The organism is Halalkalirubrum salinum, from assembly GCF_005543295.1.
Classification (GTDB): Archaea; Halobacteriota; Halobacteria; order Halobacteriales; family Haloferacaceae; genus Halalkalirubrum; species Halalkalirubrum salinum.
On record NZ_SRSG01000058.1, the window covers coordinates 61,578 to 84,811 of the forward strand.

A 23,234-nucleotide genomic window follows, 5' to 3' on the forward strand; every position below is an offset into this window, starting at 1 on the left:
TACTGATGGCTTCTGCTCCAATCTCTGCACTTGCGGATCGCGCAGCAGCCTGTGCGGATCGTCTCCGCGACGCAGAGTCGGTGCTCTTGCTTTCGCACATCGATGCGGATGGATTGACGAGTGCGGCGATCGCTGCAAGCGCGCTCGAACGGGCCGAAATCGCCTTCGAGGCGGGATTTGAAAAACAGCTCGACGCTGCGGCGCTTGATCGGGCAGCCGAGACGGATCACGAGACCGTTTTATTCACAGATTTCGGGAGCGGACAACTCGACCAGATTGCTCCCCATGAAGCTGCTGGCGATTTTACACCGATTATCGCTGATCATCACCAGCCAGCGGACGCTGAGACCGCGTATCACCTCAATCCGCTGTTGGTTGGGATCGACGGCGCGTCGGAACTTTCGGGCGCTGGAACGACGTATGTACTTGCACGCGCGCTCGAACCTGCCGGCAGTGACGTGGACAACCGCGACTTGGCCGCGCTCGCCGTTGTCGGTGCAGTCGGCGACATGCAGAGTGGCACCGATGGATTAACTGGCGCGAATGAGTCGATCGTGACCGAGGGTGTCGAAGCGGGTGTCATCACGGTCAGCACCGACCTGACGCTGTACGGCAAACAGACCAGACCGCTGCCGAAACTCCTCGAATACGCTAGTGAGGCACGCATTCCCGGTATTTCGAACGACCAGCACGGATCGGTTGAATTCCTCTCAGGGCTCGACATTCCGTTAAAAAGCGACGGTGAGTGGCGACGGTGGGTTGATCTCTCGGACGACGAACGCCGGACGGTCGTTAACGCGCTCTTGCGCCGGGCAGTCGCAAGCGGCGTTCCGGCCGATCGAATCGACGACCTCGTCGGGACAACATATCAACTCACACGTGAGGAACACGGAACCGAGCTCCGCGACGTCAGCGAATTCTCTACCTTGCTGAACGCCACTGCCCGCTACGAACGGGCGGATGTTGGACTGGGAGTGTGTCTCGGCGATCGTGAAGACGGACTCATGGAGGCTAGACAGCTGCTTCGGAACCACCGTCGAAACCTCTCAGAGGGGTTGCAGTGGGTCACAAGCGAGGGTGTTACAATCGAGGATAACGTCCAGTGGTTCGATGCCGGGACGCGGATACGCGAGACGATCGTTGGCATTGTTGCCGGGATGGCTGTCGGTGCCAATGGCGTTCGCCACGATCTGCCGATCATCGCCTTTGCCGAGAAATCACCGGATGAAATCAAGGTTTCCGCTCGCGGGAGCGGCTTTCTTGTCGGTCGCGGGCTTGACCTTTCTGTTGTGATGCGTGAGGCTGCTCGTGCAGTCGGTGGAGACGGTGGCGGGCATACGATCGCAGCTGGGGCGACGATTCCGTCGGGTACACAGCGGTCATTCGTTGACGAAGCCGGACGAATCGTTAATGAACAACTTTCAAAACGATCTTGACTCGTCTGGTTTACGAGGTGTGGGCGGCTCACTCACCTGCCTTCCCGAGATCACGAAAGACGACTCGGTAGTCCTCGGACGTAAGATCTTCGGTCAGCTCAGTGAACTCTTTGTCCAAATCCTCAATCTGCTCGAGTAGATCTGTGTATTCCTCGCTTGCGGTGAGTTCACTTCGGGACTTCTCAGACTCGAGTAGAGCACGCTTTGATGCCAGCGCTGTCGCGTCTTGGAGCAACGCATCGTACTCTGATCGGATAAATAATGTCTCGACGGCTTCACGAAGGTCATTTCGGTTGACTGGTTTGACAATGTACAGATCAAATCCCATGTTGACGATGTCAAAATCCGGTTCGACGCCAGTGACCATTCCGACCCGGCAGTCCAGTCCGTTTTTATTTATGGCGTCGAGCACGTCTGAGCCTGGACCATCTGGTAACCGTCGATCGAGTAATACGATATCGATAGCCGAGGCGTCGTCACGTTGGACCCGATCGATCGCGTCTGCGGCAGTGTGGACGGTCTCTACGGTGTATGATTTTTCAAGAAACCGCTTGTATAGCCCGGCGATTGATTCATCATCCTCAACGACAAGGATATAGCGGTCACCCATCAGCTGATCACCCGCAGACGACCCGTCACAATCCAGGTCTTCCCGTTTGCCCGGCACATATATATTAAGGTGCTCATTTCCGACGATATAAACCTAACTGAATACTTGGTTATAGTAGTGTTTGCAATTTTATTCCGGCTGTTGTTCGGGGAGCGTGGGCGCAACCGCTCTCGAAGCAAATACCAAATAAGCTGTTGGGAGGCCTTGTAAACGCTCGTATAATCCAGTTGGTTCACTGGTTTCGTCGGACAACCTATCTCGGTACTTATGTCGACGTCGATAGCCGGTGGTATCTTTTAGGAGGGGTTCGTAGGACACATAACTACACATGTCGGACATTATCAAAACCGGCGTCGAAGGTCTCGATTCGATTCTCGACGGTGGTATTGTTCCACGATCAACGGTCCTCGTTAGCGGCAACCCTGGCACTGGAAAAAGCATCTTTGGCATCCAGTACCTCTATACGGGTGCGATCGACGAGGATGAACGCGGTATCTACATCTCCTTCGAAGAGAACCGAGACGACATTCGCCGTGCCGCCGAGAGTGTCGGTATGGACCGTTGGGGCGAACTCGTCGAAGCGGGGCAAATAAAAGTCTACGACAAGCGCCAAATGCTCAAAGAAGGTGATTTCACCGCGACAATGGATCTCCTTCTGACGGACTTCGCTGAAGAGGAGTACGATCGGCTCGTGCTCGACTCGTTGACGATGTTTCAGTTGTTCTTCGATGACGAACAAGAAAAGCGCACGTACTTGTTGAAGTTCTCGGACATTCTCAAACAGAATGGGCTTACCTCGCTTTTGATCAACGAACAAGGAGCGGTATTTCCCGAAACCGAGATCGGCCTCGAGAATTTCCTCACTGATGGGAACATCTACTTCATTCAGACGCCGACAGACTCGGGCGTGAACCGTTACGTCTGGGTCGCGAAGATGCGCAAACAAAACATCAACACCGATATCTTCCCGATGGAAATAGGCGAGGGAGGAATTACCGTCTTTGAGAAGGCCGGCGGCTTCTCAATGATGGGTGGCGATAGCGCGCCAGGGTTCTGACTGTCTGGATTATGCGTCGGACATCGTCCGCCAGACGTCGTCGAGTTTGTTCTTGACGGCCGATCGCTCCGAAATTTCGACGGTGACGCCACCGACAAAATTTATTTCGACTTCGTCGACGTTGCGGCGGTAGACTTTGATACGGCGGTGTTCGTCAGAAAGCGGGCGATCGTGGAGCTCGAGCAGTTCGGTTTCGGTGAGCTCGTTGATCCGCCGGTAGCAGGTCGCAATTGGGACGTCAAGTTCGTCGCTGATCTCTTGGGCGGATTTTGGATCGCTTGTCGCCGCGAGAATCTCGGTGTTGTATTTGTTCCCAAGTATCTCGATGAGCTCCTCCGATACCATTCGGTGATAATTGCGCGGGTAAAGTAAAAAAGGGTGTCGGTGGCGATTTTGCTGGTTGCGTTCGGTCCGCTATCAAATTGGGTACTTGTTTCGGCTGATTGTCACCCGACCAGTTGTTGACAATTGGTCTCGTTGAGATCATAACTGTAGGTCATTTCAACGCTCGTTATGGCTGCGTCTGACTCGTTGGACTGCCCTGGCTCGGCCAGCTCATTGTGCTGTTGTAGCCGCAACGATCGATCCGAACTCCAGCGGAAATATGGAGATGCTGTCGGCGCTTACACTCGGGGTGTAGATATCAATACTGATATCTTGTCTTGATATTTGGCTCTTCACCACTCGTTCCAAATTTGCCCAAAACGCTGAATTCTGGTGTTAGAAGGTCTGAAAAGTTGTTATCAGTATTGGTATTTTAAAACGTAGCTTTATGAGTATATCATGATTTCGTTGGGATAACGTCTGCTTACGACCGCAGGCGAGAGAGACAATGTTTGGAAGCAATACAACGTCGGAGGATCGAGGTCAAGTGGGGATTGGCACGCTCATCGTATTCATTGCGATGGTACTCGTCGCGGCGATCGCGGCTGGCGTGCTGATCAACACGGCCGGCTTCCTCCAGAGTCAGGCAGAGGCAACGGGTGAAGAAAGTAGCGCACAGGTCAGCGATCGCGTGCAGGTTATCAGTACGATCGGTACCGCCGACACTAGCGGTGACTATTTGGAGAAAGTAAATCTAACCGTGTCGAAGGCACCGGGTTCGGACGATCTCGCGCTCAATGACACGATTATCGAACTCACTGGTCCTGATGATTTTGCGACAGTCACGCCGGACGATGATGCGGTCGAGCTACACACCATTGTTGGCTCGGACAACGACATCCTCGAGAACACGAGCGATCGTATGGCGATCGAGATTGGTGAAACTAGCCTTCTCGACAATATAGACGGCTCAGATACCGATGTCGCTCCCGCTGAGGGCGAGCGTCTAACGATCAAGATCACGACCGCCTCAGGCGCGACGACGACCGAAGAGATCCGCGCACCGGAGACGCTTGACGACGGAGAAACCGTCTCGCTGTAACGACTGCTGAACACACCCACGAGAATTCAAATTTCACGATCCACATAATGTTCACTGACAATACCACAGACAGAGGTCAGGTGGGGATCGGCACGCTCATCGTGTTCATCGCGATGGTACTCGTCGCGGCGATCGCGGCTGGCGTGCTGATCAACACGGCCGGCTTCCTCCAGAGTCAGGCAGAGGCAACCGGCGAAGAAAGTAGCGCACAGGTCAGCGATCGGATACAGGTCATCAGTGTCGTCGGCACTGCTGACCCGAATGGAGACTTCCTGAACCAGACCGAACTTACGGTGTCGAAGGCTCCTGGTGCTGACGACATTAACGTGAGCCAGTCGATCATTGAGGTAACCGGTCCCGACAACTTCGAGACGGTGACGAGCGACGACGATGTCACGTTCGATACGCTGGTCGGCACCGACAACAACATCCTTGAGAACTCGAGCGATCGGATGGTTATCAAACTCGGCGAAGACGACGGACTCGAGAGTCTCGGATCCAGCGGGGTGACCGCAAATGAAGGCGAACGGTTGAGCATCAAGATCACGACCGCTGCGGGCGCGACGACGACCGAAGAGGTCCGCGTGCCGGAGACGCTTGATGACGATGAGACGGTCTCGCTGTAACTGATACACAACAACTACCAATTATATACAATGTTCAGCAAATCAAATTCGGATAGAGGTCAGGTGGGGATCGGCACGCTGATCGTGTTCATCGCGATGGTTTTGGTCGCCGCAATTGCGGCCGGCGTGCTGATCAACACAGCTGGCTTCTTGCAGAGCCAAGCAGAGGCAACGGGCGAAGAAAGCAGCGCACAGGTCAGCGATCGCGTGCAGGTTATCAGTGCGATCGGGACCGCTGATTCCAATGGGAATAACCTCTCTGAGGTTAACCTGACTGTCTCAAAGGCCCCTGGTGCCGATGATATCAATGTGGATAACGTGATCATTGAACTCACTGGGCCAGACAACTTCGAGACTGTCACCACTGACGATACCGAGGTCAGCTTATTCACTATTGTGGGCGCAGATAACGATATCCTTGAGAACACGAGCGACCGGATGGCAATCGAGATCGGTGGTGACAGCGGGCTTAGTAGTGCTGGCAGTAACGGGGTTAACCCAAGCGAGGGCGATGGGCTAACAATCAAAATTACGACTGCATCAGGCGCAACGACGACTGAAGAGATCCGCGTCCCAGAGACGCTTGATAGCGATGAGACGGTGTCGCTGTAACTGACGCACAACTACTCACTATACAATACTCATACCATGTTCAACAAATCAAATTCGGATAGAGGTCAGGTGGGGATCGGCACGCTGATCGTGTTCATCGCGATGGTGCTCGTCGCGGCGATCGCGGCTGGCGTGTTGATCAACACGGCCGGCTTCTTGCAGAGCCAAGCAGAGGCAACGGGCGAAGAAAGCAGCGCACAGGTCAGCGATCGCATTCAAGTGATTAGCACTGTCGGGACCGCAAGCAACGACGGCAGCAATCTGAGCGTTGTTAACCTCACGGTGTCGAAAGCACCTGGTGCGAACGACATCGCCCTGGAGGATGCGATCGTCGAGGTGACGTCGCCGGATACGTTCCAGACGCTAACGTACGACGATGACGAGTTCACGCTCGATGCGCTGGTCGATCCGGCCGGCAACAACGTACTGGAGAACTCCAGTGACCGCTACGACCTCGGGATCGACCTCGAAGCACAGGGGACTGACCTGACGCCCGACGAGGGAGAGTCGCTGACGATCAAGATCACGACCGCATCGGGTGCGACGGCGACCGAAGAGATCCGCGTGCCGGAGACGCTGGATAACGACGAAAACGTCGCACTCTAACAACTCGTCGCATGATCGCCCACACCACACTGCTCGACGATCGCAGTTACTGTCGAGCGTCTGGTGTCGCTGAACACGTCCTGACGTACTGTACGGAAACACACGGTCCTCGGATTTTGTTGGAGGTTTGTCGACCTGGGTCGTTTTGTGCCCTGCATCGATCGGCCCGTGGTTTCGGAACCGACTGCACAACAACTCAACTATGACACAACAACAGACAGATAGAGGTCAGGTGGGGATCGGCACGCTGATCGTGTTCATCGCGATGGTGCTCGTCGCGGCGATCGCGGCTGGCGTGTTGATCAACACGGCCGGCTTCTTGCAGAGCCAAGCAGAGGCAACGGGCGAAGAAAGCAGCGCACAGGTAACGGACCGCGTGCAGGTGATAACGACCCTCGGATCAGACTCGAACGACGATGGGGAACTTGATCATCTCAATCTCACTGTTAGCCGAGCCGCTGGCGCAAACGAGATCAATCTCGAACAAGCAATTGTTGAGATCACCGGTCCCGACGGATTCGATACGGTGGCTCACGATAGTGGCTTCACCACGACCGCCGTGACCGACAGCAGCGATACGCGGCTGGACAACCGCAGTGATCGGATTCGACTCGACTTAGATCTCGACGCCGGCGAGATCGGCAATGTCGATCCGGTCTCTGAGAGCGAGGAGTTGACAATCAAAATCACAACTGCCTCCGGTGCAACGACGACAGAGGTTGCCAGAGCGCCTGAGACGATCGACGACGGCGAAACAGTCGAGCTGTAACCGTCGCTACTTCGATCACTTCGATCGCTTCGATCAACCACCATTTTATTGCCAAACGACACAACATACGATAGAGCCATGCCACCCGACGACAACAAACAGCGCCGATCGGTTCTTGACCCTGATGAACTCGACATCTCCCGCCGCGAGGAGGTTGCCGAGATCGACGACGGTCGCTACGTCGTCTCGCCGGACGGGAGCAAACCGCGAGTGGATCCCGACTCGATCGAACGGCAGGATTGGCTTCAGCGCGATCGCGACGACGACGCGTCTCCAGCGTCTCGGAGTGCGCGATCAGCGTCCACCAACGCCACCGGGTCTGGATCCGGATCGCCTTCGACCCCACAATCGCCAGCAGGCCCGCGATCGACGGCCGATCCAGAAATCTCCGCACAGGACGTGAGCCGCTGGCTGGCCAGGTCATTCGCCCGAAACCGCGGGCAGTACGGCTTCGATCTGACCGTGGACATGGAAGGAAACGTAAAGCGCACGCGTGCCGCGTCGAACGACATCGGCGAGGCGCTCGAATCGATGCTGCGGTGGTACGCCGACCAGGCGACCGACGATCTCCCGCCAGAGCGCGTGGTCGGAATCCTCCTCGCGGCGACCGACATGGAGGTCCAATACCCTGTCCAAAGTGCGTACACGCTCGTCAAACGCCACGGGCTCACGCCCGAAGACTCGATCGCGGATCTCCTTCAGGCGGTCCGATCGGAAGGGTACATGGCGGTCCCGCCGTCGAAAAACGACTAACTCTCTTCTCAACGCTGATAATCGTAGGCGAGCGTTTAAGCGGGATCCATCGCCTCTGTAGAATATATGCCGAAGCGAGTGCTCATTGCAGACGACTCGGAGTTCATGCGCAACCTCCTCCGGGAGATTCTCGCAGATGACTTCGAGATTGTCGGCGAGGCCGAAAACGGGGTCGAGGCCGTCAACCTTTACGAACAAGAACGACCCGACATTGTCATGATGGACATCGTGATGCCGATCCGAAGCGGTATCGAAGCAACTACGGAAATCACCCAGAGCGACCCCAACGCGAAGGTTATCATGTGTACGAGTGTTGGCCAGGAAGAAAAGATGAAAGAGGCGATCAAGGCCGGCGCGGATGGGTACATCACGAAGCCGTTCCAGAAGCCAAATGTCCTTGAGGCCATCAACGACGTGGTTCCCGCGTAGATGAGACTCGACATCCGGGAACTCGGCCAGTTCAACCGGCTTGCCTCAAACGGTGCCGAGCGTGCCGCCCGATCGCTCAGCCAGCTCACCGGCATCGACATTACCGTGGAGGTGACCGACGTGAGTCTCGTAACTGACGAGGTGTTAGCCGAGACGTTTAGCGGACAGGAGTTCGTTGGCGTGCAGGTTGGGCTTGCGGGTGGGCTCGCAGGCGAGACTATACTGGCCTTTGAGCGATCGAACGCAAACGTGCTACAGTCGTTGCTGTTGGATCGCTCTGGGGCGGACCGATCACTCGCTCAAAGCGGCGTTTCGGAGCTTGGAAACATCATGATCGGCGGCTTCATTGACGGCTGGGCCAACCACCTCGGGGAAGCGATCAACATGACACCGCCGACGTACCTCGAGGCGCAGGGAACCAGAATTCTCCCTCGTGAGACGATGCGGGCGGCCGGCGACAAGGGTGTCTTTTTGTTCGAGAGCCGCTTGGAAGCGCTGAACGAAAATCTCGACTTCTCGATCTACATGCTTCCAGAATACGGCGAGTTCGTCGAGATGCTCTCGCGGAGCCCGACAGAGCCGACGATCCCGGCAAACAAGCTTCGAGCGTTCGACGGATTGGCAAAACGCGGGGCCCACCGTGCAGCCGAGCAAATCGGTATGATGACCGGAATAGACACTGACGTCAATGTCAGCCAGATCCGCTTTGTCACCCTCTCGGATGTGCCTGCCACGGTGGGCAACGATCGATCGGTTGGTGTCGTATTCACGCTCTCTGGGATGCCGAGCGGCTATCTCGTTATTCTGTTCGACGAAGCCTCCGCTACCACCGTCGCCGAAGCGATGATGCCCGGCGGAATGGCCGAAGACGGAATTGGAACACTGACCGAAGGAGCAGTCAAAGAACTCGGCAACATTATGACAAGTGGCTTCATCGACGGCTGGGCGAACGTTTTGGGCACAAGTATCGAACACTCGCCGCCGAACTACATCTACGACATGAGCTCGTCGATCATGAGTCCCGTCGTCGCAAAACTTGGTCAAAGACAGGAGTACGCGTTCGTCATCGATTCGACGATCCAACTGGATGGCCGCACTGGCCAATGTGATATTTACGCGCTTCCAGACGAGCGCGAACTGGCAAAAACCCTCTCTGCGTTGCCGACTACCGCGGGGTAACTGTGGCTACTGACCTGCTTGGCGCGGACAATCGACAGGCTTCGCGTAAAAAGGTTGGAATTGCTGATCTGGTCGTTGTCGACGACGACACACACCTCATCACCAGTGGCTTAGGATCGTGTCTAGCAATTGTACTTTTCGACCCACAACACGGTGTCTCGGGGCTGCTTCACGCGATGTTACCACACGCCGAAGCAGCCCGAGATTCGACACCAACGAAGTTCGTCGACACCGGAGTTGAGGCACTCATCTCACAGATCGAGGCTGCTGGTGGGGATCCACGGCGGCTGCAGGCGTGGCTCGTTGGCGGCAGCCAAATGCTCGAGTTCTCCGGCGGCGAGGACAGCATTGGTGCTCGCAATATCGATGCCGCGAAACAGATTCTTTCGTCTCGATCGATTCCGATCGTCGGTGTTGACGTTGGCGGCTCACACGGTCGGTCGATCGAATTTCGCCCGGCTGATGCGGCGCTGTCAGTCCGCACGGCAGACGGCACCGAACAGTCACTGTCGTAGCGAATATCCCGTGGTGACTCAAGCGGGCAGAACTGCGTGACGCTCGCGGAAAATCTCAATCATGAAATTCGGAGAGGAGGTTTGAAGTATGTACGTAGAGACGGTTGTACTAATGGGCCTCGGTATGTCGCTTGTGAGTACGCTCCCGGCGTTGTTTGGTGGAGGCCTGGGCGGTATCGAACAGATACTGCTTGGGCCGGCCGCGCTCGGTTCAGTTGGGATAGTTGGTGCCAGCATTCTTGAACGTATCCTGGATAACGACGATACCGACGGAGCCGACACCGAAGGCACCGACGGGGTCGACGCGTTGATGGGCGATGCGGGTGGCGGTGGCTTCGGTGACATGGATGGCGGGTTCGACGATTTCGACGACATGGGCGGGTTCGACGATGAGATGGGTGGCTTTGAGGGCGACGATGGCGGCGCCGCACTCGACGAACTTGAACACAAAGTTGACGAACTCGAAAATGAGGTCGGGAGTCTCTCTTCGACGGTCAACACCGTTCGAAGCGAAAACGAAGAGATCTCCGGTCGGGTCGAGGATGTCGAAGAGGACGTCCGAAACCTGCTGGACATCTACGAGATGGTCACTCGTGGGATTAATCCCTTCGTCGACGAGGCCAGCAGCGACTTCGATCTTGGGGGTGAGGGATCACTCGGGTTGTTTGACTCCGGCGAAGACGAGGAGGCAGCCGATTCCGAGGCGGTTGATGAATCAATTATGAGTGCTGATGCGGAGGGCTTCTTTGACGAGGAGCTCACCGAAGACGACGCCGACGACTTCGGCGACGAATTAGAATCAGAAGAGATGAGCGAACAAACTGACTCCGGCGGCAAGACGTTTAGTGAACTGAAAGAAGAGTACGACTCTGGGGAGGCCGAGTGGGCCGAAGATGGCGACGACTTCGATGCGATCGACGAAGCCATCGATGACGATGGGCTCGGTGATTTCGCCGAGGACGACTTCGAAGACGATGGCTTCGAAGACGATGGGTTTGGCGAGGATTTCAGCGACCCGATAGAGAACGGTTCCTCGGCTGAGTCGACATCGATCGAGGCCGAGCTCGAGCCTGCAACGGCCGATCACGCTGGGGATGGGTTTGAGCCCGAGGACGCACGTGGGAAGGCAAGCGCCGCTGGCAGCTTCCAGTTCGTTAGTCCTGATCAGCTCTCAAGCGGTGGTGAAAAGCCATACCTCACCGAGCTTCCTGGTGACTACGTTGGTGACCTCGTGGTGATGGAGTGGCTTGAGTTCCTCGTCGGTAAATCAACAGTCACTGACGCTGCGCGTGCGGTAAACTACTACGAGCGGATCGAGTGGATTGGTCCCGACGTGGCCGATCAGCTCCGATCGTTCCTTTCGGGCTTTGGCGACATCGATCGTAACAAAGTCGATAGACCCGGGACCGAACACTTAGCGCGCGACCACCACATCAAGAGCCTCAAATACATCATGCAGCTCAACGGGACGACCGCGACGTCGGTTATCCTTGATCGGTGGGATACGCTGTCGGGACAGACCGGAGACAACGGTGGGTTCTAACACGGGAACAGACAACAGATGGGATTTAGCGTCAGTGCCTCGACCGGAATCATCATCGTGGGGTTATTCCTCGCGTTCGGGATGTTTTACCCGACGATGACCAACGGGCTTGAGGCGGTTTCGGGCGCTGAATCCGATCGAACCGAGCGATTTCTCGACCAGCAAAACACCGAAATCGAGCTCCAAAATGCGACGAAACAGGACGATGGTGACGAATGGACAGTCAGCGTCACCGTCGAAAACACTGGTGCCACGGCGCTATCTGTCGAGACCGTAGACCTGCTTATCGATAACCAATACATGAATACAACAACGACGGCCGTAGATGGCAACGAGAGCACGGACCTGTGGCTGCCGAGTGAATCGCTGGAAATCGAAGCGACCGTTGACACCGAACCAGCGCGAGTGACAATCGTCACCGATCATGGAATTCGTGTCTCCAGTACGATCGACGGAGGTGCCTGACCGATGGCGAGCGTCTCGACGTCTCATCTCATCATCTTTGTTGCGAGTCTTGTCGTTGCCGCTGGTGTCGTCGGGACGTTGACTACCGGCGTCGATCGGGTGTCGAATGCAGTTCAAGACGGGAGTCTCGACGTGAGCCAACAGGTTCGCACGGACGTAACTGTCATTAGCGATCCAAAAAGCGACGTTCACAACGAATCTGCAGCAACTGTCACTATTTACGTTCGCAACACCGGGTCACAGACCATCCCGGTACAGGAGTCTGCTGTCGATGTCCTATTAAACGGCGAGTACAAGACCGGAAGCGATCTGAATATGGAACTCGTCTCAGACAGTGACAATCCTGACGTGTGGCGGCCTGAAGAGGTGGTCGCGATCACCGTCTCCGATACGGGAATCGAAACGGACAATCGGCTGTTTCTCACCGTCAACGGTGATGAGGAGGTATTTGAGTTCAGATCATGAGCAGACACAACCTGATTTCGTTAGGACTGGACGATCACGATCGACTGAACAAAGAGCTCGGTGGCGGGATTCCCCGCGGGAGTATCGTCCTCATGGAAGGCGACTACGGTGCGGGCAAAAGCGCGATCTCCCAACGCTTCAGTTACGGCTTTTGTCAAACCGGCGCGTCGGTCACAATGTTATCGACCGAGCTGACCGTCAGCGGTTTTATTGATCAGATGCATTCGTTGTCATACGACGTCGTCAAGCCGCTTCTCAACGAGCAGCTGTTGTTCCTCCATGCCGATATCGACAGCACCGGAGCACTGACCGGATCCGACGAGGACGGGGAACGAAAGAAGCTTCTCAAGCGCCTGATGGAGGCTGAAACGATGTGGGACCCGGACGTAATCATCATCGATACGTTCGATGCGATCCTCCGAAACGATCCGACGTTCGAGGCGCTCGTCAGACAAAACGAGGAGCGCCAGGCGGCTCTGGAGATCATCTCATTTTTCAGAGATATTATTTCCTCGGGAAAAATCATCGTGCTTACCGTCGATCCATCTGCGGTTGACGACGAGGCGATCGGGCCGTTCCGCTCGATCGCCGATGTTTACCTCGAACTGCAGATGGTGGAGGTTGGCAACGACATCCGCCGGCAGGTCCAGGTCAAACGGTTCGCCGGGATGGGCGAACAAGTCGGGGACACAATCGGCTACTCGGTTCGATCTGGAACTGGCATCGTCATCGAGAGTAGAAGCGTCGCGTAGCCATCACCGACCAGAGTCATCATGACTGATCAAGGCCAACCTCGCCCCTCAAACGAACTCAAACAGCTCGCGATGCGCCGGCCGCATCTCCGCGAGCACCTGCTGAAGTTCAAACAGATCACCGGGGAGTTCCCAATGCTGATTGAGGAGGCCGACGGCGAGTACGAGGCCGATCGGCCGAACGTGATCTACCCCGTCGGCGGGCCGATATTCACGCACGTCTACGGCGACGTTGGCCAGGATACGAAGTACTACGCGGTTGAGCCGACGATCTCAGAGGACGAATCGGTTATCCTCGAACGCGTCAAGCGCAAGCTGCTCGCGATGAGCGGTCATCGAAGCGCCCCTGAAGACGAATCAGGCTACGATGACCTGATCGAAGAACTCCTCGAGGAGGTTACGTACATCAACGACGGCAATACGACGTTTTATGACCGAGTCAAGCAGCTGTGGAACTTCGGAAAGATCGAGGTGTCGCGGCCGACCTACGAGAGCATCCGGTATCGGCTCAACCGTGATATCGTTGGGCTCGGGCCGCTCGAACCGGTAATGCGGGACCCGGCTAACGAGGATATTCACGTTATCGGCCCCAAGGAGTGTCACGTCGACCACGGCGTCTACGGCATGTTAGAGACAACAGTCGACTTCGGGACGCCACAGGAGTTCGACAGTTGGCTTCGGAACATGGGCGAACGGATCGGCGATCCGGTCTCTGATTCGGATCCGATTGTCGACTCCACCCTGCCGGACGGCTCGCGTATCAATATTATTTATTCCGACGATGTCTCGATCAAAGGTTCATCGCTCACGATCCGTCAAAGCGAGGGCGTGCCGCTGTCAATAAACCAGATTACGAACTGGGGGACGCTCAGTCCCGAGCTGGCGGCGTATTTGTGGCTGTGTCTGGAGAATGAACAGACCGTCTTCGTTGTCGGGGAGACTGCCTCAGGAAAAACGACGACGCTCAACGCGATTTTGTCGTACATCCCGAGCGATTCGAAGATCTACACCGCCGAAGACACCGCTGAGGTGTTGCCCCCACACGACACGTGGCAACAGCTTCTCACTCGCGAGGGCGGCGGCGAGGAGACGAGCGAGGTCGATATGTTCGACCTGGTCGCGGCGGCGCTTCGGTCCCGTCCGGATTATATCATTGTGGGGGAGGTTCGTGGTGCGGAGGGACGCATGGCATTCCAGGCCGCGCAGACGGGTCACCCGGTCATGTTGACCTTCCACGCGTCTGATATTGTCTCGATGATCCAGCGGTTTACGGGCGATCCGATCAACGTTCCCGAGACGTTCATGGACAACGCCGACGTGGCGCTGTTCCAAAACCGCGTCAAACAGGGCGATAAGGTTCTTCGTCGGGTGACGAGCGTCCAGGAGATCGAAGGCTACTCGAAAGAGATGGACGGTGTCGTCACCCGAGAGGTGTTTTCGTGGGATCCTGTCGAGGACGAGATAATTTTCCAGGGTATGAACAACTCCTACGTGCTCGAAGAGCAGATTGCGACACTGCTCGGCTATGCGGATACTCGAGACATATACGATGATCTGCAGTTCCGTGCGGAACTCACAGAACGGATGATCCAAGAGGGTATCTTGGGCTACCACGAAGTGAACGAAACGATCGACGCGTTCCAGCGCGACGGCGTCGAAGGACTGCCATTTTCAATGTCACGCTCGCACTTCTAATATCTCTCATTCAACATGTCTACCTCTTCTGCCGAAAAGATCACCAGCCAACTCAATACGATCCTCTCGTTCATTGGGTCACTGCTTGCCTCCTACGACAAATTAGAGATCTCAAAGCGAAAGTACGTATTTCTCATTTTGCTGCCGTCGCTCGTGTTTGCGCTCATCTCGATTGGGCTTGCCGTCTGGCTGCCGCTGCCGCTGGCCGCTCGATTGCCGATTCCGCTGCTCGGGTTTTTGTTATTCATCACGGCGATCGTCTATCCAAAGATCTACGTCAGCCAACGCCGGATTGCGATCGAAAACCAGTTTCACCTTGTTATGACCCACATGACGGTTCTTTCGACCACTAACATCGATCGGATGGCCGTTTTTCGCACCCTCGCACGGGAAAAAGAGTACGGTGTCCTCGCCGAGGAACTCGGCCGGGTCGTTCACCTCGTCGACACGTGGAATCAAAGCCTCGATGACGCGCTTCGGCGCCGCGCACAGGAGGTCCCAAGCAAGGCGTTAGCCGACTTCTTCGAGCGGCTGGGATACACAATCGGTGCCGGTCAGGAACTTCACGAGTTCCTGTTCAACGAACAGGAGGTGATGATCGAAAACTACATCACGATCTACGAGGGCTCATTGCGGAACCTCGAGGTCATGAAGGATCTGTACATGTCGATGATTCTCTCGATGACGTTCGCGCTCGTGTTCGCGATCGTCCTGCCGATCCTCACCGGTGTGAACCCGACGCTCACTGTTGCTGGCGTCATCGGCATGTTCATTTTTGTGCAAACCGGGTTTTTCTTCGTTATTCGAACGATGGCCCCGTTCGATCCGGTGTGGTACTTTCCGGAAAACCGATTTTTTGACAACCGCGATCTGTGGGGCTCACTCGCGATCGGTGCATTCGGATCGATGGTCCTCATCGTTTTTATGGGCCTCGGCTTCATTGGGATCGGTCCTGGGCTACCTGGGTTGTTGTTTTTCCTCGACAGCCCACCGCTGCCATTATACATCGCGGTGCCGGTGACGCCACTTTTGATCACTGGTATTGTCATGCGTCGTGAGGAGAAGTTCATCCACGAACGTGACCAGCAGTTCCCGAGTTTTATTCGCGCGCTCGGGGCGGCTGAAACCGCAAAACAGAGCACCACCTCAAAGGTTCTCGAAACGCTGCGAACCAAAGATTTCGGTGGTCTCACGCCGGCAATCAATCGACTGTATCGACGGCTGAAACTTCGTCTCAGTCCGGATCAGGCGTGGAGCGAGTTCTCTACAGAGTGTAAGTCCTATCTGATGCAGAAGTTCAGCGAGATGTATCTCATCGGCCGACAGATGGGTGGCGATCCCCGCCAACTCGGCGAGCTGATTAGTAAGAACATGAACACGGTCAACCAGCTTCGCGAACAGCGCCGACAGGCAGCAACGACACTCATCGGGTTGCTGTACGGGATCACTGCGGCGGCGACGTTCGCGTTTTTCATCGGTCTGGAGGTTGTGAACATCCTCGCAGAGCTGTCAGGCGATCTCACCGCCGAGCAGTTCGACTTCGGCCGGATCATCTACGCTGGCGTCTACGACATTCCAGTCATCGAGTACCTGTTATTGCTTGTCATTCTGTTCAACGCCGCGCTGTCTGCGCTCATGATCCGATCGATCGACGGCGGCAACAAAGCGACTGCGTACATCCACTTTGTTATGCTGACCTGGCTTGGGTGTCTCACTGCGATCGGGACGCGGATCGTCGTTAACGCAATCCTCTCGATTTGAGCCCGCTCTCCTTTCAGATCGACCACCATCCGCAGCCTTTACGCACTCGCCAGTAAATCCGCCACTATGGGCACACACTTTCCACACTTCGAGGTAATCCCGGCCGTCGACGTTCAAGACGGCGAGGTCGTCCAACTCGTTGCCGGCGAGCGCGGGACCGAAACCCGCTACGGTGATCCTGTTGAGGCGGCGACAAACTGGGTCGACGCCGGCGCGGAGACACTTCACCTCGTTGACCTCGACGGCGCGTTCGAAGGCGAACGGGTCAACAAGGCCGCCTTCGAGGCAGTAATCGACGCGGTGTCCGTGCCGATCCAGATCGGCGGTGGGATTCGAACCCCTTCGGACGCGTTCGACCTGCTCTCGATCGGCGTCGATCGGGTCATCCTCGGGACCGCCGCCGTTGAGGAGCCACCGATCGTCGAAGTAATCTCTGCGGAGTATCCTCGATCGGTCATGGTGAGCCTCGATGCCAAAGACGGCGAGGTCGTCGTCTCCGGGTGGACAGAGCGGACAGGGCTCGATCCCGCTGAAGCCGCGACGCGGTATGAGGATCTCGGTGCGGGCGCGATCCTCTTTACTGATGTTGACGTTGAGGGCCAACTCGAGGGTGTCAACACTGAACTCGTCTCGCGGGTCTGTGCGGCCGTCGATATTCCGGTCGTCGCAAGCGGCGGGGTTGCGACGATCGACGATATCCGCTCGCTCAAAAACGCCGGTGCGGCCGCGGTCGTCGTCGGAACCGCGCTGTACGAAGGGTCGTTCACGCTCGAAGCGGCGCAGTCGGCTGTCGATCGGTGAGACCTCTTCGACGGACAGTCGCTGTCGATCGCTGCGTGCGCTGTCCGCGACGGGCAGTCAGCTATTGATCGCTGCGCCCCGAACGCGACGGTAACCAATATACCTGTGGGCCACAGAATCGTAGTATGGGCGATCGACACGCCGCAATCAGCCGCGAGACCGCCGAGACGACAATCGAGCTTGAGCTTTCGATCGATGGTGACGGCGAGTCGTCGATCGACACCGGAATCGGCTTCTTCGACCACATGCTCGAAGCATTCGCCAAACACGGGCTCTTCGACCTTGAGGTGACCTGCGATGGCGATCTGTACATCGACGACCACCACACCATCGAAGACGTCGCGATCGTCCTGGGAGAGGCATTCGCGGACGCGCTCGGCGACAAGCGCGGCATCGTCAGATACGCCGATCGACGCGTTCCCTTAGACGAGGCCGTCGGCTCAGTTGTTGTCGACGTAAGCGGCCGACCGTACTTCTGCTTCGAGGGGTCGTTCTCGCAGGCGTCGGTTGGTGATTTCACCAGCGACATGGCCCGACACTTCGTCGAATCGCTGGCGATGAACGGCGGGTTGACGATCCACGCCGCCGTGACCGGCAAAAACGCCCACCACGAAGTTGAAGCGCTGTTCAAGTCGCTGGCACGGGCGCTCGACGACGCAACGCGGATCGATGAGCGCCGATCGGACACCCCGAGTACGAAAGGATCGCTTTGAGCGGGGCGATCCCCTACGGTTAAGCCGACTGGCCGTCGATCACGGACAAGCGATGTTCGACGAGATCATGGAGAAGTTCGAGGGCAGCCCAAGCCAACAGGCGGTTATCCGGCTGTTACTCGAACGCGGGTTTTCGGTCAACAAGGATGGACGGGTCGTCTCCGGGGGAATCGAGATCCCCTACACTGGAATCGCCCGCGAGATCGGCGTCGATCGCCGTGTCGTCGATTCGACGACAGACGCAATCCTCTCGGATCCCGAGTTGGCCCGCATTTTCACGAATATCTCTTCGATCCCCAGCCTCATGGACCTCGCGCCGGTGCTCGATCTGACGGTACTCACAATTGAGGTCGCTGCCGCCGACGAGGCGGGGATCGTCTCGACGGTGACGACGCTCATCGCCGACCATGACATCTCGATCCGGCAGGTGATCAGCGAGGATCCAGAGTTCACTGACGAGCCGAAGCTGTACATTATCACCGACGAGGCGATTCCTGGCTCGCTGCTCGTGTCGATCCGCGAGCTTTCATTCGTCCGGCGCGTCGAATTTTGAAATGGCTGGCCCGTCCGAGCAACTGAGCGATCGCGTGCTCTGGCTTGTCGGAATTCAAGCGGCGCTTCTGAGTGCTGCAGCGCACCTCCTTTGGCTCCTGTCGTCGAGTGCTGGGGTGTCCGATATTCGGGTGCCGCTGTTTTCAGCCGCGATCGTCGTCCTCGTCGCCGGCTCAGCTGCCTTGTTTCGCGGCTACTCCCACCGACGGCTCTATTCGCTACTTATTGGAACGCTCGCAGCGCTGCTGGTCGGCTTTATTATGTGGGAGGGAACCGCCACTGTGGCCGCGCTCGCGGCCGAACCACTCGCAGCGATCGCCTGGGTCGGCGAGATTGTCGGCATCGTTGCGTTCGGTGTGCTCTATCGACGCTCACATCCCGATCGAGCCGCCGACAACGGTCCCAGCTAACTGCTGTCGCGAGGTGCTGGCCTGATCGATCGGTACCGATTAGCCGAGCGCTCCCGTACCGATCGTCGTGTCCGACCCACAACCGTTTCGCACAGTCGCTTCGCGTGCACGCGCAACGTTCGAGATCAGGAGATCGGAGTTCATTGGCTACATTGCGCCTGTCGAGACTGTTGAGGAGGCAGCGGCATTCGTCGACGAGGTCCGCAATCGCCACGCTGACGCGACACACAACGTCCCCGCCTATCGCGTGCCAGCTGGGGAGCCCTCGCGATCGCGACCCACTGGAGAGGCCATGCTTCGTGAGTACGCCAGCGACGACGGCGAACCGACTGGCTCGGCCGGTAAGCCCGCGTTGAACGTCCTCGTCCAACAAGATCTCAGAAATGTAGCGGCGGTCGTCACGCGGTACTACGGCGGCACGAACCTCGGCGTCGGCGGGTTGGCTCGCGCATACTCCCGTGGCGTCAAGGAGGCGATCGACGCCGCCGGCATCACCGAACGAGTTCCGCACGAGCAGTTTACCGCAACAGTCGAATACGACGACTCCGGCACTGTCAGGGGAATTCTCGAATCTGCAGGCGTCGAATTCGACGCAACCTACGAATCCGAGGTTTCATTTTCAGTTCGCGTCCCGATCGACGCCGCCGCAGCGCTTCGCGAACGGCTTAATGATGCGACGAGCGGCCGCGTTGCGATCGAGTAGCCTCACCGCCATCTCTTGATTACTATTGTTGCGAACAGCCGGCATTTCTCGTATACGAATCGGTTTGCCGGACACCCACCTCGACCGATCCGCGTCGACTTCTCAGGACACAGTCGCTGTGGATTCGTTATCGTATTTCAATCTGGACTCGCTCGTCCCTGCGGCTGTGTTGATCACGCCCGCTTTCCGCCTCCCGATCGTTTTTGCACTACGCCCTGCTCGGTAGGGGTATGGATCGAATCTCCGCGACAGACTACTACGAAATCACAAAACCGAGCGAGCCAGCAGTGTCCCCAGACGGCGAGACTGTCGCATTCGTTCGATCGACTCCCGAAGACGACGAATCGGTCGAAGCGACCATCTATCTCGTCGCTGCAGACGGAACCTCGGAACCGCAGCGATTTACGATCTCCGCAGGCGTCGACAGCGCCCCAACGTGGTCGCCGAGCGGCGATCGACTCGCATTCGTGTCCACGCGCGGCGACGACGACGATCGCACACAGCTGTGGGTAATACCCCGCGATGGTGGTGAGGCGACGCAGGTGACGTCGGTTCCCGGCGGCGTTTCCAATCCGGTCTGGTCGCCGGACGGCTCACAGATCGCGTTCGTCGGGAAGACGACAGCTGACGAGCGAGCGGACGGGCTTGATCTCGACATCTCCGAGGAAGACGAGTACGAACGCGACACGCCCGATCCGCGGGTGATCGATCGGCTGATCTACCGGCAGGCCGCACAGTACACCGACGGGACCCGCGGTCACGTCTACATCGTCAACGTCGAGACCGCGATCGACACCACGGACAATCACGGCGTCGAGCGACTTACCGACGGCGAGTACGACCATGGCTCACCCGTCTGGAGCGACTCAGAGACACTGTATTACACCTCGAAACGTGAGGACGATCCCGACGACAACGTGATCGTCGATATCTTCGCGTACGCGCTCGATACCGACGACGAAACACACGTCCACCGGACGACCGGGTGGGCGGTCGATATCGCGGTCACGAGCGACGATCGAATCGCGTATCCCAGAACCCCTGAGGAGTCGGCGTCGATGCGACAGACCGACCTCGAGGTGTTCGATCGCGCAACCGACACCGAATTCGTGCTCACAGACGGGCTCGATCGAACCGTGACGCCGGAGGGCTTCGAGTGGACCGACGACGAAGCTCACGTGCTCTTCACCACGCCCGATGAGGGCCGAACCGTGCTTCGCTCGGTCGCGGGCGACGGCTCAACGGACCCGAAAACGGTTGCCGATCGCGGCATGCTCACCGACTTCTCGGCGGCCAAAGAGAGGGTAGCGTATACAACGAGCGAGTGGAATCACCCTGGCGATCTCTTCGGCATCTCGATCGACGGCAGCCAGGATGTCCGGCTTACGCGGCTGAACGAGTCGTTGTTGGCCGATCGACACATCGGCGAACCTGAGGAACTGCGCTATACGAGTGCCGACGGGGCGGTTGAACTGCAGGGATGGCTGCTCACGCCGCCAGGGTTCGATCCGACCGAGACGTACCCGCTCGCGGTCGAGATCCACGGCGGCCCGCACGCGATGTGGTCGACGTCGGGGACGATGTGGCACGAGTTCCAGACGCTGGCTGCTCGCGGCTACTGCGTCTTCTGGTCGAATCCCCGCGGATCGACGGGCTACGGCGAGGCGTTTGCGACGGCGATCGAGCGCGACTGGGGTGAGCTGACCATGGAGGACGTGATGGCGGGTGTCGAGTTGGTGAGCGATCGCGAGTACGTCGACGAGACGAACGCCTTCGTCACCGGCGGCTCCTTCGGGGGATACATGACTGGGTGGATCGTCGGACACACCGACTTTTTCGACGGCGCAGTCGCCCAGCGCGGCGTCTACGACCTCTCATCGTTTTATGGGTCGACGGACGCGTTCAAACTGATCGAGTACGACTTCGACACGACGCCGTGGGAAGAACCGGCATTCCTCTGGGAGTCCTCGCCGGTCGCCCACGTCGAGAACGTCGAAACGCCGACGCTCGTCATCCACTCTGACAACGACTTCCGAGTCCCGGTCAACAACGGCGAGATGTTCTACCTCTTTTTGAAGAAGCTCGGCGTCGACACGCGGTTAGTCCGGTATCCGCGAGAGGGCCACGAACTGTCTCGTTCGGGCGAACCCGGCCACGTCGTCGACAGGATCGAGCGGATCGCCCGCTGGTTCGACGGCTACTCCGAGTACCACGACGCACCACACGCGCTCGATCGTGGCGATGACGGCCTCTCTTCGACCGACGAGACGGACGAGTAAGAGCGGCGTCAGACGCCCTCCCGCATCTCGTTTTTCCACTCGAAGACAAGGGGTTGTGATCGGTTCATACCGTCGTCAGGTCGTTCGGAACGCCCGATCGCCGGCGTCACCCAGTCCGGGAACGATGAAGCCGTCCTCGTTGAGGTGATCGTCGATCGCGACTGTCAACAGATCCGCCTCTGGGAACGACTCCGATACCCGAAGGAGTCCATCGGGCGCAGACACCGCAGAGAGGACAAACAGGTTCTCGAAGTCTGCAGCCTCCGCGAGCACGTGTTCGAGGACGGTACACATTGTCGATCCCGTTGCGAGCATTGGATCGGCAACGATGACGGTGTCGTTTTCGGTTATTTCGGGGAGTTTCACGTAGTCGATCGTGATCGGGAACTCGCCGTCCTCGTTCATGCCCGCCTCTTCGTCGCGACCTGCCGAAATCACGCCCTGCTTTGCTCGTGGGAACGCTTTCAACAAGCCTTCGACAAACGGGGTCGCTGCCCGGAGGACGTTGACGATCACGACGTCGTCGAGGCCTTTGACGCGCTCGCCAGTCGTTTCTTCGAGCGGCGTCGTGACGGGGACGTACTCGGTTTCCATCGCGCCGTCGATAATCTCGTAGCCGGCGATACGGCCGAGTTTGACGAGTCCCTTTCGGAACGCGACTTGCTCGGTCTCGACGTCTCTGAGCTTCGAGAGCGTGTCTTTGGCGAGCGCGTGCGTAATGAGATATGCGTTGTCGCGATCTTCGATCGGCATTAGGCTAGAGGCGAACGGCTGAATAAATAAAGCCGATCATCTGCTGGCGCACCTTCGTACACCACCACTTGCTGTCTTTGCTAGCTCACGCATTACTCATCAGATACGCAAACGAGAACAACACGATCGCCGTCGTTGCGACGTTCAAAAGCGACCAGGCAATGAAATCGAGGTACGAGAGTCCCCACACGATCGCTGCGGCAAACACCGTAGACAGCAGCGCGTTGAGCGCAAGGAAAACGCGGATGTCTCCCTCCGAGCGGCTGACAGCGTCTCCGAACCCCTCTTTGTCGCCCATATGTTGGTGTCGGGGTGGCCGCGCAC

The 23,234-nt window shown here is 57.6% G+C and carries 27 protein-coding genes; 23 read left to right on the forward strand and 4 right to left on the reverse strand.

Annotation, left to right across the window (positions count from 1 at the left end):
- Nucleotides 1-5: 5 nt before the first annotated feature.
- The gene (locus tag E5K03_RS14880; RefSeq protein ID WP_138007582.1) at nt 6-1,436 is read left to right on the forward strand and encodes a single-stranded-DNA-specific exonuclease RecJ; all 1,431 of its coding nucleotides are present in this window, start codon (nt 6-8) and stop codon (nt 1,434-1,436) included.
- A 28-nt stretch (nt 1,437-1,464) separates the two neighbouring features.
- On the opposite strand, the gene E5K03_RS14885 is transcribed toward E5K03_RS14880, so the two are convergent.
- On the reverse strand, nt 1,465-2,046 hold the full coding sequence (locus E5K03_RS14885) for a response regulator transcription factor (RefSeq protein WP_138007583.1): 582 nt from the start codon (nt 2,044-2,046) through the stop codon (nt 1,465-1,467).
- A gap of 328 nt (nt 2,047-2,374) precedes the next feature.
- On the opposite strand from E5K03_RS14885, the gene E5K03_RS14890 reads away from it, so the two are divergent.
- Entirely contained in the window at nt 2,375-3,103 is a 729-nt protein-coding gene (locus E5K03_RS14890; protein WP_138007584.1) for an RAD55 family ATPase, read from the forward strand.
- A 9-nt stretch (nt 3,104-3,112) separates the two neighbouring features.
- On the opposite strand, the gene E5K03_RS14895 is transcribed toward E5K03_RS14890, so the two are convergent.
- Entirely contained in the window at nt 3,113-3,448 is a 336-nt protein-coding gene (locus E5K03_RS14895; protein WP_138007585.1) for a helix-turn-helix domain-containing protein, read from the reverse strand.
- Nucleotides 3,449-3,974: 526 nt separating this feature from the next.
- Between E5K03_RS14895 and E5K03_RS14900 the strand changes: the two genes are divergently transcribed.
- From E5K03_RS14900 to E5K03_RS15000, 21 genes are all read left to right on the forward strand, one after another.
- Nucleotides 3,975-4,529 (forward strand): archaellin/type IV pilin N-terminal domain-containing protein, encoded by a 555-nt coding sequence (locus tag E5K03_RS14900; RefSeq protein WP_321167635.1) that lies wholly within the window; start codon nt 3,975-3,977, stop codon nt 4,527-4,529.
- Between the two features lie 47 nt (nt 4,530-4,576).
- Nucleotides 4,577-5,155, forward strand: a complete 579-nt coding sequence (locus E5K03_RS14905; protein ID WP_138007587.1) for an archaellin/type IV pilin N-terminal domain-containing protein — start codon at nt 4,577-4,579, stop codon at nt 5,153-5,155.
- A 30-nt stretch (nt 5,156-5,185) separates the two neighbouring features.
- Complete coding sequence (locus E5K03_RS14910) at nt 5,186-5,767, forward strand: archaellin/type IV pilin N-terminal domain-containing protein (protein ID WP_138007588.1); 582 nt, start codon at nt 5,186-5,188, stop codon at nt 5,765-5,767.
- 36 nt (nt 5,768-5,803) lie between these two features.
- Nucleotides 5,804-6,373 carry an archaellin/type IV pilin N-terminal domain-containing protein gene (locus tag E5K03_RS14915; RefSeq protein WP_138007589.1) on the forward strand — a complete coding sequence of 190 codons (570 nt, stop codon included), beginning with the start codon at nt 5,804-5,806 and terminating at the stop codon, nt 6,371-6,373.
- A 202-nt stretch (nt 6,374-6,575) separates the two neighbouring features.
- Nucleotides 6,576-7,142 (forward strand): archaellin/type IV pilin N-terminal domain-containing protein, encoded by a 567-nt coding sequence (locus E5K03_RS14920; RefSeq protein ID WP_138007590.1) that lies wholly within the window; start codon nt 6,576-6,578, stop codon nt 7,140-7,142.
- Nucleotides 7,143-7,220: 78 nt separating this feature from the next.
- Complete coding sequence (locus E5K03_RS14925) at nt 7,221-7,895, forward strand: DUF7500 family protein (protein ID WP_138007591.1); 675 nt, start codon at nt 7,221-7,223, stop codon at nt 7,893-7,895.
- Between the two features lie 66 nt (nt 7,896-7,961).
- Entirely contained in the window at nt 7,962-8,324 is a 363-nt protein-coding gene (gene cheY, locus E5K03_RS14930; RefSeq protein ID WP_138007592.1) for a chemotaxis protein CheY, read from the forward strand.
- Nucleotides 8,325-9,503: a chemotaxis protein CheC gene (locus tag E5K03_RS14935; protein WP_138007593.1), complete on the forward strand. Its 1,179-nt coding sequence runs from the start codon at nt 8,325-8,327 to the stop codon at nt 9,501-9,503.
- A gap of 2 nt (nt 9,504-9,505) precedes the next feature.
- Entirely contained in the window at nt 9,506-10,018 is a 513-nt protein-coding gene (locus tag E5K03_RS14940; protein ID WP_138007594.1) for a chemotaxis protein CheD, read from the forward strand.
- Nucleotides 10,019-10,106: 88 nt separating this feature from the next.
- On the forward strand, nt 10,107-11,561 hold the full coding sequence (locus E5K03_RS14945) for a FlaD/FlaE family flagellar protein (protein ID WP_321167636.1): 1,455 nt from the start codon (nt 10,107-10,109) through the stop codon (nt 11,559-11,561).
- 18 nt (nt 11,562-11,579) lie between these two features.
- On the forward strand, nt 11,580-12,026 hold the full coding sequence (locus tag E5K03_RS14950; RefSeq protein ID WP_138007595.1) for a flagellin: 447 nt from the start codon (nt 11,580-11,582) through the stop codon (nt 12,024-12,026).
- Between the two features lie 3 nt (nt 12,027-12,029).
- A complete protein-coding gene (locus E5K03_RS14955) occupies nt 12,030-12,491 on the forward strand; it encodes a flagellar protein G (RefSeq protein WP_138007596.1) in 462 nt (153 codons plus the stop codon).
- Complete coding sequence (locus tag E5K03_RS14960) at nt 12,488-13,243, forward strand: ATPase domain-containing protein (RefSeq protein ID WP_138007597.1); 756 nt, start codon at nt 12,488-12,490, stop codon at nt 13,241-13,243. Before E5K03_RS14955 ends, E5K03_RS14960 begins: the two co-directional genes overlap by 4 nt.
- 21 nt (nt 13,244-13,264) lie before the next feature.
- Nucleotides 13,265-14,938 carry a type II/IV secretion system ATPase subunit gene (locus E5K03_RS14965; protein ID WP_138007598.1) on the forward strand — a complete coding sequence of 558 codons (1,674 nt, stop codon included), beginning with the start codon at nt 13,265-13,267 and terminating at the stop codon, nt 14,936-14,938.
- Between the two features lie 15 nt (nt 14,939-14,953).
- A complete protein-coding gene (gene flaJ / locus E5K03_RS14970; protein ID WP_138007599.1) occupies nt 14,954-16,699 on the forward strand; it encodes an archaellar assembly protein FlaJ in 1,746 nt (581 codons plus the stop codon).
- Between the two features lie 66 nt (nt 16,700-16,765).
- Nucleotides 16,766-17,500: a 1-(5-phosphoribosyl)-5-[(5-phosphoribosylamino)methylideneamino]imidazole-4-carboxamide isomerase gene (gene hisA / locus E5K03_RS14975; protein ID WP_138007600.1), complete on the forward strand. Its 735-nt coding sequence runs from the start codon at nt 16,766-16,768 to the stop codon at nt 17,498-17,500.
- 125 nt (nt 17,501-17,625) lie between these two features.
- Complete coding sequence (gene hisB / locus E5K03_RS14980; protein WP_138007601.1) at nt 17,626-18,213, forward strand: imidazoleglycerol-phosphate dehydratase HisB; 588 nt, start codon at nt 17,626-17,628, stop codon at nt 18,211-18,213.
- Between the two features lie 52 nt (nt 18,214-18,265).
- A complete protein-coding gene (locus E5K03_RS14985) occupies nt 18,266-18,766 on the forward strand; it encodes an amino acid-binding protein (protein WP_138007602.1) in 501 nt (166 codons plus the stop codon).
- Nucleotide 18,767: 1 nt separating this feature from the next.
- Nucleotides 18,768-19,175 (forward strand): hypothetical protein, encoded by a 408-nt coding sequence (locus E5K03_RS14990; protein WP_138007603.1) that lies wholly within the window; start codon nt 18,768-18,770, stop codon nt 19,173-19,175.
- A 67-nt stretch (nt 19,176-19,242) separates the two neighbouring features.
- Nucleotides 19,243-19,878 (forward strand): IMPACT family protein, encoded by a 636-nt coding sequence (locus E5K03_RS14995; RefSeq protein WP_138007604.1) that lies wholly within the window; start codon nt 19,243-19,245, stop codon nt 19,876-19,878.
- A gap of 230 nt (nt 19,879-20,108) precedes the next feature.
- Entirely contained in the window at nt 20,109-22,157 is a 2,049-nt protein-coding gene (locus tag E5K03_RS15000) for a S9 family peptidase (protein WP_138007605.1), read from the forward strand.
- Nucleotides 22,158-22,232: 75 nt separating this feature from the next.
- Here E5K03_RS15000 and upp read toward each other — a convergent pair whose 3' ends face one another.
- Both upp and E5K03_RS15010 read right to left on the reverse strand, forming a co-directional pair.
- A complete protein-coding gene (upp, locus tag E5K03_RS15005; RefSeq protein ID WP_138007606.1) occupies nt 22,233-22,910 on the reverse strand; it encodes a uracil phosphoribosyltransferase in 678 nt (225 codons plus the stop codon).
- 85 nt (nt 22,911-22,995) lie between these two features.
- A complete protein-coding gene (locus tag E5K03_RS15010) occupies nt 22,996-23,208 on the reverse strand; it encodes a hypothetical protein (protein WP_138007607.1) in 213 nt (70 codons plus the stop codon).
- Between the last annotated feature and the right edge of the window lie 26 nt (nt 23,209-23,234).